15 protein-coding genes, 2 tRNA genes and 1 pseudogene are annotated in these 13996 nt (G+C 62.0%); 9 read left to right on the forward strand and 9 right to left on the reverse strand.

Annotation, left to right across the window (positions count from 1 at the left end; translation table 11 throughout):
* Nucleotides 1-56 precede the first annotated feature (56 nt).
* Nucleotides 57-980 carry a LysR family transcriptional regulator gene (locus tag D7S89_RS06495; protein WP_121276763.1) on the reverse strand — a complete coding sequence of 308 codons (924 nt, stop codon included), beginning with the start codon at nt 978-980 and terminating at the stop codon, nt 57-59.
* A 125-nt stretch (nt 981-1105) separates the two neighbouring features.
* Here D7S89_RS06495 and D7S89_RS06500 point away from each other — a divergent pair, with 125 nt between their 5' ends.
* Nucleotides 1106-2230: an aldo/keto reductase gene (locus tag D7S89_RS06500; RefSeq protein ID WP_121276765.1), complete on the forward strand. Its 1125-nt coding sequence runs from the start codon at nt 1106-1108 to the stop codon at nt 2228-2230.
* Between the two features lie 102 nt (nt 2231-2332).
* Here D7S89_RS06500 and D7S89_RS28265 read toward each other — a convergent pair.
* Nucleotides 2333-2410 (reverse strand): annotated as a pseudogene (locus D7S89_RS28265) (hypothetical protein); the annotation flags it as partial.
* Nucleotides 2411-2471: 61 nt separating this feature from the next.
* Between D7S89_RS28265 and D7S89_RS06510 the strand changes: the two are divergent.
* From D7S89_RS06510 to D7S89_RS06515, 3 genes are all read left to right on the forward strand, one after another.
* Nucleotides 2472-2708, forward strand: coding sequence for a hypothetical protein (locus tag D7S89_RS06510; RefSeq protein ID WP_121276767.1), 237 nt, complete (start codon nt 2472-2474; stop codon nt 2706-2708).
* A 39-nt stretch (nt 2709-2747) separates the two neighbouring features.
* A complete protein-coding gene (locus tag D7S89_RS27375; protein ID WP_183085111.1) occupies nt 2748-2897 on the forward strand; it encodes a hypothetical protein in 150 nt (49 codons plus the stop codon).
* A 185-nt stretch (nt 2898-3082) separates the two neighbouring features.
* Entirely contained in the window at nt 3083-3673 is a 591-nt protein-coding gene (locus tag D7S89_RS06515; RefSeq protein ID WP_121276768.1) for a chorismate mutase, read from the forward strand.
* Between the two features lie 2 nt (nt 3674-3675).
* Here the strand turns inward: D7S89_RS06515 and D7S89_RS06520 are convergent, their stop codons facing one another.
* Both D7S89_RS06520 and D7S89_RS06525 read right to left on the reverse strand, forming a co-directional pair.
* Nucleotides 3676-4818, reverse strand: coding sequence for a 3'-5' exonuclease family protein (locus D7S89_RS06520; protein ID WP_121276770.1), 1143 nt, complete (start codon nt 4816-4818; stop codon nt 3676-3678).
* 120 nt (nt 4819-4938) lie between these two features.
* Nucleotides 4939-5142, reverse strand: a complete 204-nt coding sequence (locus D7S89_RS06525; RefSeq protein ID WP_121276772.1) for a cold-shock protein — start codon at nt 5140-5142, stop codon at nt 4939-4941.
* A 376-nt stretch (nt 5143-5518) separates the two neighbouring features.
* Between D7S89_RS06525 and D7S89_RS06530 the strand changes: the two genes are divergently transcribed.
* Nucleotides 5519-5785: a hypothetical protein gene (locus tag D7S89_RS06530; protein WP_121276774.1), complete on the forward strand. Its 267-nt coding sequence runs from the start codon at nt 5519-5521 to the stop codon at nt 5783-5785.
* Nucleotides 5786-6318: 533 nt separating this feature from the next.
* Nucleotides 6319-7455, forward strand: a complete 1137-nt coding sequence (locus tag D7S89_RS06535) for a porin (RefSeq protein WP_121276777.1) — start codon at nt 6319-6321, stop codon at nt 7453-7455.
* 123 nt (nt 7456-7578) lie between these two features.
* Here D7S89_RS06535 and greB read toward each other — a convergent pair whose 3' ends face one another.
* Nucleotides 7579-8139: a transcription elongation factor GreB gene (gene greB, locus D7S89_RS06540; protein WP_121276779.1), complete on the reverse strand. Its 561-nt coding sequence runs from the start codon at nt 8137-8139 to the stop codon at nt 7579-7581.
* Nucleotides 8140-8255: 116 nt separating this feature from the next.
* Between greB and D7S89_RS06545 the strand changes: the two genes are divergently transcribed.
* Nucleotides 8256-8332, forward strand: a tRNA-Arg gene (locus D7S89_RS06545).
* A 61-nt stretch (nt 8333-8393) separates the two neighbouring features.
* Nucleotides 8394-8470 (forward strand) — tRNA-Arg (locus D7S89_RS06550).
* Nucleotides 8471-8630: 160 nt separating this feature from the next.
* On the opposite strand, the gene D7S89_RS06555 is transcribed toward D7S89_RS06550, so the two are convergent.
* The 4 genes from D7S89_RS06555 to D7S89_RS06570 form a co-directional block, all read right to left on the reverse strand.
* On the reverse strand, nt 8631-11012 hold the full coding sequence (locus D7S89_RS06555) for a RelA/SpoT family protein (protein WP_121276781.1): 2382 nt from the start codon (nt 11010-11012) through the stop codon (nt 8631-8633).
* Between the two features lie 108 nt (nt 11013-11120).
* The gene (rpoZ, locus tag D7S89_RS06560; RefSeq protein ID WP_006400783.1) at nt 11121-11324 is read right to left on the reverse strand and encodes a DNA-directed RNA polymerase subunit omega; all 204 of its coding nucleotides are present in this window, start codon (nt 11322-11324) and stop codon (nt 11121-11123) included.
* Between the two features lie 60 nt (nt 11325-11384).
* The gene (gene gmk, locus D7S89_RS06565) at nt 11385-12080 is read right to left on the reverse strand and encodes a guanylate kinase (RefSeq protein ID WP_121276783.1); all 696 of its coding nucleotides are present in this window, start codon (nt 12078-12080) and stop codon (nt 11385-11387) included.
* 8 nt (nt 12081-12088) lie between these two features.
* Entirely contained in the window at nt 12089-13015 is a 927-nt protein-coding gene (locus D7S89_RS06570; RefSeq protein ID WP_121276784.1) for a YicC/YloC family endoribonuclease, read from the reverse strand.
* 234 nt (nt 13016-13249) lie between these two features.
* On the opposite strand from D7S89_RS06570, the gene rph reads away from it, so the two are divergent.
* Nucleotides 13250-13990 carry a ribonuclease PH gene (gene rph / locus D7S89_RS06575; protein WP_121276786.1) on the forward strand — a complete coding sequence of 247 codons (741 nt, stop codon included), beginning with the start codon at nt 13250-13252 and terminating at the stop codon, nt 13988-13990.
* The last annotated feature ends 6 nt before the right edge of the window (nt 13991-13996 follow it).

Consider the following 13996-nt stretch of genomic DNA (forward strand, 5'->3'; position numbering starts at 1 on the left):
ACATACTCAGCAAGGTAACAGGCCCTTTTGTTTGGGGGCGCCCTTTCGTCCGTTGCTTATCGCACCCCGCGCGACACCTCTTGTTTGCCACGCAAGAAATCGATGAACACCCGCAGCTTCGGCGGCATCTGCTTGCGGCTCGCCGTATAGAGAAAAAAGCCTTCGAACATCGGGCACCAATCATCGAGCACACGCACGAGCCGGCCGTCGGCCAGTTGCTGCCGCACGTTGTCCTCGAACGCATGCAGCAGCCCCACACCCTCCTCAGCCGCCAGCACCATCGTGCGCAAGTCGTTCGTCACCAACGTCCCCCGCGTCTCCACGTCGAAGACACTCCCGGACTCACCGGGCCGCGAGAACTCCCACCGATAAATGCCCCCGCCCGTGGAAAAGCGATAGCGCAGGCAATCGTGACGCACGAGATCGTCGGGCACCAGCGGCTTCGGATACCGTGCGAAATAAGCGGGTGAGCCCGCTACGGCGATACGCAGTGCACCGGACAGCGGAATCGCCACCATATCGCGCGCCACCAGCTCGCCGATTCGGATGCCGGCATCGAAACGGTCGCCGACAAGATCGGCCAACCCATCGTCGAGCGTCAATTCGAGCGCGATGCGTGGGTACGTGCGCGTGAACTCGGCCAAGTACGGCATCACGAGCAGCTCGCACGCGGGGCGCGGCAAATTGATGCGCAGCGTCCCGGCCGGCTCGTCGCGTGCCTCGTCGAGCGTATCGAAGGCCAACTCGAGTTGCGCGAGCGCGGGCCGGATCTCGTCGAGAAACCGCGCGCCGGCCTCGGTCAGCGCGACGCGACGCGTTGTTCGGTTGAACAAGCGTACGTGCAGCCGCGTCTCGAGTCCGCGAATCGTCTGCGACAGCGCCGACGCCGACACCCCGCTTTCAGCCGCGGCGCGCGTGAAGCTTTCGTGCCTTGCGACGCTCGCGAAAGCGACGAGCGCTGGCAGATGAGCCGGGTCCATGCGACCTCCATTTGTGAAGCCATGCTTCATAATTCTTGCAGTCCGGCGCTATTTTTCCACAAAGCGAACGCGCGCAAGATACGCCCATCGATTCATTCGACTCGAATTCAATACGGAGAACGACCATGACGATGGACCGCTACACCCTGCTCGGCCGCTCGGGCCTGCGCGTATCGCCGATTTCGCTCGGCACGATGACGTTCGGGACCGAATGGGGTTGGGGCGCGGACGAGGCGAACGCACAACGTCTGTTCGACATGTACGCCGACGCAGGCGGCAATTTCATCGATACCGCCGATCTCTATACCGAAGGCACGAGCGAACGCTGGCTCGGCAAATTCGTCGCGGCGCGCGGCCTGCGGGATCGCATGGTCATCGCGACCAAATACAGCTACAACGCCGAAGCCGGCAATCCGAACGCCGGCGGCAATCAACGCAAGAACTTCATGCGCGCGCTCGACGGTTCGCTCAAGCGCCTGGGCACCGACTACATCGACCTGTACTACCTGCACACATGGGATCGCATGACGCCCGTCGACGAAGTGATGCGCGCGATGGACGATGCCGTGCGAGCGGGCAAGATCCGCTACGTCGGACTCTCCGACACGCCGGCCTGGTTCGCGTCGCGCGCGCAGACGCTCGCGCAGTGGCGCGGCTTCGAACCCGTTGCGGCGATGCAGCTCGAATACTCGCTGGTCGAGCGCAACGCCGAGCACGAGTTCGCCGACTTGGCCGCAGAACTCGGCATGGGCCTGATTCCGTGGAGCCCGCTCGCCATGGGCCTGCTGTCGGGCAAGTACAAGCCCTCGCAAGGCGACAGCGCCAGCGTGGGCCGGCTCGAGACGGTGCGCGCCCAAAGCGCGGGCTCGGCGCCCCCGCCGGGCTTCGGCAAGCTGACCGAGCAGAACTTCCGCATCGTCGCCGAACTCGAGCGCGTCGCGCATGACGCGGGCCGTCCGATGGCTCAGGTCGCACTGAACTGGCTGTATCACAAGCGCGGCGTCTCGAGCATCATCGTGGGCGCGACCAAGCCCGAGCAGCTCGAGCAATCGATGCATGCGCTCGACTTCACACTCGATCCCGAGCTGACGGCGCGGCTCGACGCCGTCTCGCAGCCGAGCCATCCGTTCCCGTACTACATGTTCGCGGACGGCCATCAGGCCCGCATCCACGGCAATGTCGACGTTGCCAGCAAGCCGCGCGAATTCGACCGCCCCGTCCATGTGCCGGCGCCCGCCACCGGCGCCTGAGTCCTGACCTAACCGTGCGCGGCGTGGGGCGCATGCCACGCGCCACGCACAGCGCGCCTCATACGGCTTGAGCAGCGTCTACCGCTTGTGCTTCGGACAAGCGTCGCCGTAGATGACGGGTGGCTTCACGCAACGCGAACCATGGCTCTGCATCCAGCCGTGCTCCGTGAATGCGTAGCCTCAGAGCGTACTACCGCACAGACGGAGCGCCGACAATCAACCAAGAGACACGGGCCGCGCGATGAAATATCAGCGTGGCCGCTACCGGCACGTGCGGCTCAGCACGGAATCGCGTCACGCATGGCAGCACACTGCCTTGAAATACAAGCGGCACAAAGGCAAGCGCGCATTGGAAAGCAGCGGGAAAGCCGCTGAGAAGGGCTTGATTGACTTTCATCAACGGGGCTTCAAAGTCGGTTCGCGTGTGCCGTTAATGCAACAAAGGGTAAAAAAGCGATTCGGCGCTGGCAAGAAGTAAGAGCTGCGTCAGATAATCGGTTCGTGCCAGGAGAAAATCATGGATGCCAAGCCAACCAAAATTCCGCCCCCTGACAAAGTCGCGAGCCCCGATCAGGAACCCGTAGGCGTCGAGTTTTTGAGCGACCAATTGCCCGAACACGTCCGCGCATTCTTCGACGAGCAACGCAAAACTTGCGAACCCAAGTAAGCGTGCACGGCGAGGCATTTGTACCGCGCAACGAATCGCACCGCGCCCGCCGCGTGCGCGCGGTGCTCACGCACGCACGCGGCGGCTAAGCCACGCACACGCGCGCTTCGCCCGCTGACGCGCCACTCGTTACAGCATTACGTCAGTGGCGTGCCCCCTCAGGCGCGCACATCTCTCCTCTCCCGATGAAAACTCTGCTTCGCGTGGCCACATTGGCCATCTTCTCCATCACGCTCGGCGTTGCGTCCAACCTCGCCCTCGCTGACGGCGACGACACCGCAATCATCAATCTCGTTGCCTTGGCGTCGCAGCGCCTGACGCTCGCCGTGCCCGTCGCGCAATGGAAGTGGGCGAACCACCGCCCGATCACCGATGCCCCGCGCGAAGCCGCCCTGCTTGGGGACGTCGAACAGCGAGCCCGCGCGGCTGGCATCGATCCGGCTTACGCCAGAGCGTTCTTCCAGGATCAAATCGACGCGAGCAAGCAGGTGCAAGCAGCACTGTTCGAATCGTGGCGCAAGTCGCGGGCACCAGCCGGCCCCGCGCCGGACCTCGCCACCAGCACGCGGCCGCAACTCGACCAACTGACGCAGTCGATGCTCGCCGCGCTGGCGCGCGTGCAACCACTGCGCGACGCGCCTGATTGCCCGAGCCGGGTGGCTCGGAGTGTCGAAAGCTGGAAAACGCTGACGCGTTACGATTCGAGCACGCTGCCAGCCCTATCGCGAGCGCTTGCACACGTGTGCTCGGCCGGCGGCATGGGCAGCGTCGGTTAGCGTTAGAGGACGGCGGCAGCACCCCGCCCTGCGAGCGTCGTCACACGCAACCCGCGTGCGAGATGACTCTGCAAGATGCGGTAGGTCGAGAGCTCGAAGGCCGGCTCGACATGCGCAGCCGCGAGCTCGGTGGCTTGCTCGAGCGATGCGGCCGAACCCAGATAGCGCCATCGGTCGACGACATGATAGAGGCCTGCCCCCTCGTCCTCCTCGCGCTCTTCGATCGCGATCGGGCCGTCGAACGGCCACGGGGCGTCGGTCGGGTCCCCACGGCTGACGCGCGGCACACGATTGTGCGCGGGGCGCAGCGTCGCGACCCACTGGGCTTCGGCCAGCAACGCGCCGAGCTCCCCTCCCGTTGCACGCCATTCGACACGCCGCACTTGCTGCGCCAGGCGCACCTCACGCGCGGAACGGCGCTCGCCGACCAGATGCGCACGCACGCGCTGACGCAGGCGGACACTGCGGCCTACGAATAGCGGCGCGTCCGCCTCGCCATAGAACGCGTACACGCCGCAGCCGGCTGGAGCGGTGTCGATGAAATCCTCGGTGATCTCACCGGCGATCCGGTAACGACGCACGGTGCGCTCGATTTTCTCGCGCAGGACATCGACGGGCCACAGACTGTGCAGGCACTGCCAAAACTGCCACAGCAGGTCGGCGTCGGCCAACGCACGGTGACGTGCAAGCGGTATGAGCGAATGGCGCCCAATCAGCGCGTCGAGGCCGTGTCGCTTCTCATCCGGAGAAAGCGCACGTGAAAGCCGCACCGTGCACAGTACGTCGGGGTTGAAGGCCAGACCCGCGCGCCGGAACTCGGTACGTAGAAAGCCGCGATCGAAACTTGCATTGTGCGCAATGAACAGCTTGCCGTTCAGGCGCTCGAGCAACTCGGGCGCGATCGCCGCGAACGTCGGCGCGCCGCGCACCATGTCGTCGGTGATGCCGGTGAGCTGCTGGATGAAAGGTGGGATGGGCTGGCCGGGATCGACGAGCGTGCTCCAGCGCGAGATACCCTGCGGGCCGGCTTCCACGACGCCGATTTCGGTGATCCGGTGGTCCGTAACGGAGCCTCCGGTCGTTTCGAGGTCGACGAAGACGATGGGCGTATCGATTGCCGGGCTCGGCAAATACTGATCAGACATGAACAAAGGCGCTCGGGTGCTTCGATGGACGAAGTATGCACCACGAGCGCCTGCTGAACGATGCTCGGCCGCGCCCCCTTGTTCGCGCAAGGGCAAGATCGCGGCCCGCCGCGATAGCAATCAGATCGGACGAATGTTCGCCGCCTGCTTGCCCTTCGGGCCAGTTTTCACGTCGAATTGGACGCGTTGGTTTTCCTTCAAAGACTTAAAGCCTTCGACTTGAATTTCGGAGAAATGCGCAAACAAATCCTCGCCGCCCTTGTCGGATGTAATAAAGCCAAAGCCTTTAGCATCGTTGAACCATTTGACGATACCAGTTTCCATAGTACAGATTCCCTCGAAATTTTTAATAGACGGGCAGCGCCCCCAACCGAACCCCGAACTCTCACGAGCCGCACCACAGTCTCTCTACCTGCAACACGAACACTGGGTAAATCCGGCGCTGCTTTTATAAATGTAAGAACAAGTACCCGTCAAGAACTTTTTCATTTAACGCCGATAGCGTCCAATCATTACGCATCCGATGAGACAAAATGGCCAAGTGAGAGTCATTATTACCTGAACGACTTCAACAAAATGACCGGCCGCGAAAAATATACCGACCTCCCAACCCCTACGAAAGGTAAGTAGTAATCCGGGGTTGCTTGGTGGAGGCCGGGCGGCGATGATCTTCGATAGCAGAAATCCGCCGGAGATCGCTATGCCGATCGCAATTCTCAGACGTTTCGCCGCCCGCCTCGGGCGGTGGGTGCATGCTACACCGGCACGAATTAATCCGACGAAAGAGGTCTCCACTCTATTGGATATTGACCCTTTTTGGCATGGCGATCATTGGCAGAATCTGTTGGCCTCGCCGATGGACGCACGGCATTATGTAATGGAAGATTGGGCGGTACCGTTTTCTGAAGAAAACCAATCTTCTATTCCGTCGCCCCGTGATCGACGAATTCAACGACGTTCACATTGAAGTCATTGCAATCCATACAGCTGACGGCTAGAAATAAAAAAAGCGCGGCAGGAAGCCGCGCCAAGGTCTGGAGACTCTTTTTCAGATGAAAAAGTCTGCTTGAAAGGCAGAACCGGCAGTATAGACGCAAATGGAATAGGCCCACGGCGGCCGCGACGGACACTATCTCTAAAACTTCAATAATCCGTCACAAAACAGACTCATTCTTGTGATAATCGCGCTGCTTGCTGTGTCTTAAATGCAACAGCAAGAATCGCGAGCGCGGCGATCGACATCACAAAAATGGTCACAATCCATTGATTTGTAAGGATTTTTAGCTATTTCCAAGGCGTTTCGCAAATAAAAATACAATATTGCACAAAACGAAATAGCCTCCTGACCCGTAACATCTCTTACACTCAGCCCCGTTCGGAAATGGCGTGTAACGATTAGACGTACCTGCACGTCCCCTGCGGAGCCACCGGCATCGCGCTACACCGGCCACAGGCGTCTCCGAAGCAGTAAACAAATTTCCCGTTCTGGAGTGTTTAAAGATGAAGAAGACTCTTCTGGTCGGCGCCCTCACCGGCGTCTTCGCGACGATGGCCCACGCACAAAGCAGCGTCACGCTGTATGGCTTGATCGACGCGGGCATCACCTACACGAACAACCAAGGTGGCCACGCCAACTGGCAACAGTCGAGCGGCACGATCAACGGCAGCCGTTGGGGCATCCGTGGTAGCGAAGACCTGGGCGGCGGCCTGAAAGCCATTTTCGTGTTGGAAAACGGCTTCAAGATCAATGATGGCTCGCTGGGTCAAGGCAGCCGCGAGTTCGGCCGTCAAGCGTTCGTCGGCCTGGCGAGCGACCAGTTCGGTAGCGTTACGCTCGGCCGTCAATATGACAGCGTCGTCGACTATCTCGCGCCGCTGTCGGCAACGGGCACGCAATATGGTGGCACGCAGTTCGCACACCCGTTCGATAACGACAACCTGAACAACACGTTCCGCGTCAACAACGCGGTCAAGTTCTCGAGCGCCAACTACGCAGGTCTGAAGTTCGGCGGCCTGTACTCGTTCTCGAACACGGCCGGTCAGTTTGCAAACAACCGCCTGTACAGCTTCGGCGCTTCGTATAACTACGGTGGCTTGAACGTCGCGGCTGCTTACCTGCAACTCGACAACGACAATCCGACCACGGTTGCGAACGCGAACGCGAGCGGTTCGGTGGTCAACGACAGCCAAACGCTGATGGCCGGCCGTCAACGCACGTACGGTGCAGGCGTGAACTACACGTTCGGGCCGGCAACGGCTGGCGTGGTGATCACCCAAACGCGCCTGAGCAACGCCACGCAACTCTCCGCCGGCGGCGTGAAGACCTCGCTGGGCGGCAACAGCGTCCGCTTCACCAACTATGAAGTGAACGGCCGCTACATGCTGACGCCGGCGCTGAGCCTCTCGGCTGCGTACACGTACACGGCTGGCCGAATCGGTGGCCAAAGCCCGAATTGGAACCAGTTCAGCCTGCAAACGGACTACTTGCTGTCCAAGCGCACGGACGTGTACCTGTCGGGTGAATTCCAGCACGTGGCTGCAAACGGCACGGGCGTCACCGCCGAAATCAACAACCTGGCTGCTTCGTCGAACAGCAAGCAGGTCGTTGTGAACGCCGGTATCCGTCACCGCTTCTAATACGGTCTCGGTATCTAATACGAACTGAAGACTCAGCAGTAAATTCAAAGGCGCCGCTTGCGGCGCCTTTTTTTATGCGCATCGACGTGCAAGTCGACGCACCAGCCGAAGCACGAGTCTAAATCAGCCCGCAGCCGGATAGCGCACGTCGAGCACGTCGATCTGCTCGGGTCCGGCAGGCGTGTGCAGCGTCACCCCATCGCCGATCTTCGCCTTCAGCAAGGCACGCGCAATCGGCGAAATCCAGCTGACGTGCCCCAGATCGAGGTCGACCTCGTCGACGCCGACGATCGTGACCGTATGCACCTCCCCGTCTTCCGTCGAATAGTCGACGGTCGCGCCGAAAAACACTTGGTCGACGTTTTCCTGCTTGCTGCTGTCGACGACCTCGGCCAGATCGAGACGCTTGGTCAAAAAACGAATGCGCCGGTCGATCTCACGCAGGCGCCGCTTGCCGTAGATGTAGTCGCCGTTCTCCGAGCGATCGCCGTTCGATGCAGCCCAAGAGACGAGCCGCACGACCTCGGGCCGCGCCTCGTCGATCAGATGCAGCAACTCGTCGCGCAACCGCTTGTGCCCTGCGGGCGTAATGTAGTTCTTCGCGCCAGCCGGTATCGCAGGCTGCCCGACATCGAGATCATCGTCGGCGTCGTCGCTCGACTCTTTGACAAAGGCTTTGTTCATGATGCCAACCACCGCAATCCAATCAATCTTTAAGCGTACACGATCCCGTTCATCACAAGAAAGTCATCAAACATCTTCCCTTCCCCGAAAACTTTGCTATAATCTCACTTCTGCGTGCGGCTGTAGCTCAGTTGGATAGAGTACTTGGCTACGAACCAAGGGGTCGTGGGTTCGAATCCTGCCAGCCGCGCCACTTATTTTGAGAGTCTTCCCAACCGAAGGCGCTTCTGTGTCAAAGTAGTACCGCTTTGCGTGCGGCTGTAGCTCAGTTGGATAGAGTACTTGGCTACGAACCAAGGGGTCGTGGGTTCGAATCCTGCCAGCCGCGCCATTTATGTCGAAGGGCCTTCCAATCGGAAGGCCCTTTGCTTTTGTGCCGCCGCTTTCCTTTCTCTAGCGCTACGTGCACATACGCCGGTGCGTCGCGCTAGCGCTAGCAAACCGCCCGCCCGCATCAAACCTTGCGCGGCAGGCGGCTCCACCCTCACCAATCAGTAATCGGCCCGCTCGCGCTCGATGCGCATGCCACCGTCATTGCGATGGTGCCCCTCCTCACTCGGCCGTTCACGCGCGATACGCATGACATCGAGATTCGTGCGTACGCGGCGCATCACATTCGCAAGGTGCACGCGATCGCTGACCTGAATCACGAAGCGCAGCATCGTCGACTCTTGCGACAAGTCCTCGTCCATCGCAATGTGCACGATGTTCGCGTCGGCTGACGTGATGTCGGCCGCCACGCGGGCAAACACGCCCTTCACGTTCTTGACGAGCACCTTGATCGCGACATCGAACAGGCGCCCCGGTTGCGGCGCCCAAGCCACGTCGATCCAGCGGCTGGGGTCGCGGCGATGGATGCGCTGCGCGACACGGCAATCGGTCGTATGAATGGCCATGCCGAGCCCGATACCGATATAGCCCATGATGTCGTCGCCCGGAATCGGTCGGCAGCACGCCGACAGCTGCACCGACATGCCCTCGGTGCCCGTGATGACGACGGGCGGCGCATGCGAGCCCGCGGCGTGCTCCGCGCGCGGATGCTCGTCGTCGGTATCGCGGCCGCTGATCAGCACTTCGATGCGCTTGGCCATCACGGCGGCCACGCGGCGACCCAGACCAATGTCGGCGAAGATTTCCTGCGGGTTCTTGTTGCCGGTCCACTGCACGAGCTTTTCCCAGATCTCCGGGCTCACGTCGTTCAGCGACAGTCCATAGCCCTTGAGGCTCTGGTCGACGAGCCGCTCGCCGAGTTGCACCGACTCGTTCAGGCGCATCGTCTTCAGATAGTGACGAATGGCCGAGCGAGCCTTGCCTGTGCGCACGAAACCGAGCCAGGCCGGGTTCGGCTTCGAGTACGGCGCGGTGATGACTTCGACGATATCGCCGCTCTTGAGTTCGGTACGCAGCGGCAGCAGTTCGTTGTTGATCTTGACGGCGACGCACTGGTTGCCGAGATCGCTATGGATCGAATAAGCGAAATCGAGCGCTGTGGAGCCGCGCGGCAACGCCATGATCTTCGACTTCGGCGTAAACACGTACACCGCGTCGGGGAACAAGTCGATCTTGACGTGCTCGAGGAACTCGCTCGAATCGCCGGCCTCGCTCTGGATATCGAGCAGCGACTTGAGCCATTGGTGCGCGCGCTTCTGCACATCGTTCAGATCGGCGCCGCCGTTCTTGTAAAGCCAGTGCGCGGCCACGCCGGCCTCGGCGATCTCGTGCATCTTGCGCGTGCGCACCTGGAATTCGATCGGCGCCCCGAACGGACCGACCAGCGTCGTGTGCAGCGACTGGTAGCCGTTGACCTTCGGAATGGCGATGTAGTCCTTGAACTTGCCCGGCACGGGCTTGTACAGCGCGTGCAGCGCCCCGAGGCACGTATAGCATTCCAGCGCGCTGCCCACGACGACGCGAAAGCCGTACACGTCGAGCACCTGCGAGAACGACAATTGCTTGTCGCGCATCTTCTTGTAGATGCTGAAGATCGTCTTCTCGCGGCCGGTGACTTCCGCTTCGATCTGCGCATCGGCAATCGCACGCTGCACCGATTCGAGGATCTTGCCGACGACCTCGCGCCGATTGCCGCGCGCGGCCTTCACGGCCTTCTCGAGCGTGGCGTAACGGTTCGGGTTGAAGTTCGCGAAGCTCAGGTCCTGCAGCTCGCGATAGGTGTTGTTCAGACCCAGCCGGTGGGCGATCGGTGCGTAGATGTCGAGCGTCTCGCGCGCGACGCGGCGGCGCTTCTCGGGCGGCACGGCACCGAGCGTGCGCATGTTGTGCAGCCGGTCGGCGAGCTTGACGAGGATCACGCGCACATCGCGTGCCATCGCGAGCAGCATCTTGCGGAAGTTTTCCGCCTGCGCTTCCTCGCGATTGCGAAACTCCATCTTGTCGAGCTTGGAGAGCCCGTCGACGAGCTCGGCGACCTTCGGACCGAAGCGCTCGGCGAGCTCGGTCTTCGTGACGCCCTGGTCCTCCATGACATCGTGCAGCAGCGCGGCCATGACCGACTGCGCGTCGAGCTTCCAGCCCGCGCAGGTTTCGGCGACGGCGACCGGGTGCGTGATGTAGGGCTCGCCGCTCTGGCGATACTGGCCAAGGTGCGCTTCGTCGCCGAAGTGGAATGCAGCCTTGACCTGCTTGATCTCTTCCGGGCTCAGATAGCCGGCCAGCATCGACGTGAGCTTCGCGATCGAAACGACGTCATGCTTGCGGGGCTGCTCGGGAGTGGCGGTCGGGCCGAACAGATGGCGAAAGGACTGTTCGAGAACCGCATCGATGTACTTGCGCGCGGCGCCCGGTGCTTCGTGTTCGTGCTCGAGATGCACGGCCGCGGAGGAGGATGCGGAGGCGGACGATGGGGTGGTGCTCATTTTCGCCTCCGAATTTCGAGCGTGCTGGACGGGTGACGGCGGACCTGGGTATGGCAGCGAAACCGCGAAGCGCTACTTAGGAGCACTCCGCGTTTCGCGCGAAACCTTTCAGACCGGTACCTTCTTCAACATCTCGAGACCGACCTGGCCCGCCGCGATCTCGCGCAGCGCAACAACGGTCGGCTTGTCGCGGCTCTCGATCTTCGGCGTATGACCTTGAGCGAGCTGGCGGGCGCGATACGTTGCGGCGAGCGCCAGTTCAAAACGATTCGGGATTTGCTTCAGGCAGTCTTCAACGGTAATGCGGGCCATGTTCAGGAATTCCTTCTCAATATGTTGCTCATTCTACCTTATGTACGCAAGCGTCCATCCTCACTCGGCGTGCGGCAGATGAATGCCCAACTCGACGAAGAGCTCGGTATGTCGCGAGTATTGTGACGCAAAGCGCAGACGCGTCGCGTTCACGAGGCACTGCAGCTCCGCGAGCGCGCGCTCGAAGTGCTCGTTGATGATCACGAACTCCGCGTCGGAAGCGTGCGCCATCTCGCTGCCGGCGGCCAGCAAGCGCCGCGTGATCACGTTCGGCTCATCCTGGCCGCGCTTTTTCAAGCGCTCTTCGAGCGCGTCGAGCGACGGCGGCAGGATGAAAAGCTCGACCGCATTGCGAAACTGCTTCTTCACCTGCTGCGCGCCCTGCCAATCGATTTCGAGCAGCACGTCATGGCCGCTTTTCATCTGCTCTTCGATCCACAGACGCGACGTGGCGTAGTAGTTGCCGTGCACCTCGGCGCTCTCGAGAAACTCGCTGCGGCCATGACGCTCGAGGAAGTCGTCGACGGTCGTGAAGTGGTAGTGCTGGCCGTCCAGCTCGCCGGGACGTGGCTTGCGCGTCGTGTACGAAATCGACAGACGGATGGCCGGATCCTGCGCGAGCAGCGCATTCACGAGCGTCGACTTGCCGGCACCGGACGGCGCGACGACCATGAACAGGTTGCCGGGATACACCCCGGCGTAGGGATTGCGCGGCGCGTTGCGCGCGGCGCCGGTGTCATGCGTGCTATCAGTCATCGGGACAATTACTCCAGGTTCTGCACTTGTTCGCGCATCTGCTCGATCAACAGCTTCAACGTCATCGACGAATCGGCGAGTTCCTTGGCCGCGGCCTTCGAGCCTAGCGTGTTGGCCTCGCGATTGAGCTCCTGCATCATGAAGTCGAGCCGCTTGCCGACCTTGCCGCCCTTCTCGATCACGTGACGCGTCTCGTTCAGGTGCGCGGTAAGGCGCGAGAGCTCCTCGGCGATGTCGATGCGGATGCCGTACATCGTCACCTCCTGACGAATACGCTCGGCGATCTCTTCGCGCGAGACGATCGTCGCAGCGGCATCGGGCGCGGCGATGCCGAGTGCCTCTTGCAGGCGCTCGACGATCTTTTGCTGATGCTTGGCGATGAGCTCCGGCACGAGCGGCGTGATGCGCTGCACGATCGCTTCCATCTCGGCGACGTTCGTCAGCAGCATCGTCGCCAGCTGCGAGCCTTCGCGCGCCCGTACGTCGATGAGTTCCGTCACGGCCTGACGGCCGCACACGAGCACCGCCTCGCGCAGATCCTCGGGCGATACGTTGCTTTCGGCCAGCACGCCGGGCCAACGCAGAATCTCGCCCGTTCGCATGCGCTCGGCGCCCGGGAACGACTCGAGCACCGCTTGTTCGAGTTGGGCGAGTTGCGCGAGCACGTCGGTGTTCAACGTGCCGGCGTTCGACGTCTGCTCGCTGCGTTGCAGGTTGATGCGGATGTCGACCTTGCCGCGCGAGAGCTTGTTCATCAGCAATTCGCGCAGCGTCGGTTCGCACACGCGCACGTCTTCAGGCATGCGGAAATTCAGATCGAGAAAACGCGAATTCACCGTGCGCAGCTCCACCGATACGCTGATGCCTCCACCGGTAGCGCCTGCGGCCGCGAGTTCGCGCGTTGCGCTCGCGTAGCCTGTCATGCTGTAAATCATCGTCCGTCTCGCGATTGGGGCCGTCTCCGGCCGGTTGGTCGAGCCGCCAGGCGCTCCTCTCGGGCACCCTGGCGTTGAACGCGCATTATCCCATTTTTGCCCGATTGCCCTGTCGCGCCCGGCATGGCACGGGCACGGCGCAGGCAAGTGCCGGGGGCCATCGCCGCACCCGCGATGCGGGCAGACGATGGGCGCTAAAATAGCGGTTTCCCTGCCTCCCTGATTTCCCCGACCATGACCGACATCGTCCAACGTCCGAGCGGACGCCGCGCCGACGCATTGCGCGACGTGCGCATCACGCGCCACTACACGAAGCACGCCGAGGGCTCCGTGCTCGTCGAATTCGGCGACACGAAAGTGATCTGCACAGCCAGCGTCGTCGAGCGCGTGCCCGAATTCCTGCGCGATCGCGGACAAGGCTGGCTCACGGCCGAATACGGCATGCTGCCGCGTGCCACGCATACGCGCAGCGATCGCGAAGCAGCGCGCGGCAAGCAGACCGGACGCACGCAGGAGATTCAGCGCCTGATCGGCCGCGCGCTGCGTGCCGTGTTCGATCTCGAACTGCTCGGCCCGCGCACGGTGCACATCGATTGCGACGTGATCCAGGCCGACGGCGGCACGCGCACGGCCAGCATCACGGGCGCGTTCGTTGCGGCTCACGACGCGGTGTCGAAGCTGCTCGCCGCCGGGCGCATCGAGACGACGCCGATCACCGACTACGTGGCCGCCATCTCGGTCGGCATGTACGACGGCATGCCGGTGCTTGATTTGGACTACGAAGAAGATTCGCGCTGCGATACCGACATGAACGTCGTGATGACGGGTGCGGGCGGCTTCGTCGAAGTCCAGGGCACTGCCGAGGGCGTGCCCTTCTCGCGCACCGAGATGAATGCGCTGCTCGATCTTGCGCAGGCCGGCATCGCCACGCTGATCGAGAAGCAAAAGGCGGCACTGGAGATCAAGCGTGACTGAGCGAAC

Origin of the sequence: Trinickia fusca (genome assembly GCF_003628145.1) — a bacterium.
In the GTDB taxonomy this organism is placed as follows: Bacteria; Pseudomonadota; Gammaproteobacteria; order Burkholderiales; family Burkholderiaceae; genus Trinickia; species Trinickia fusca.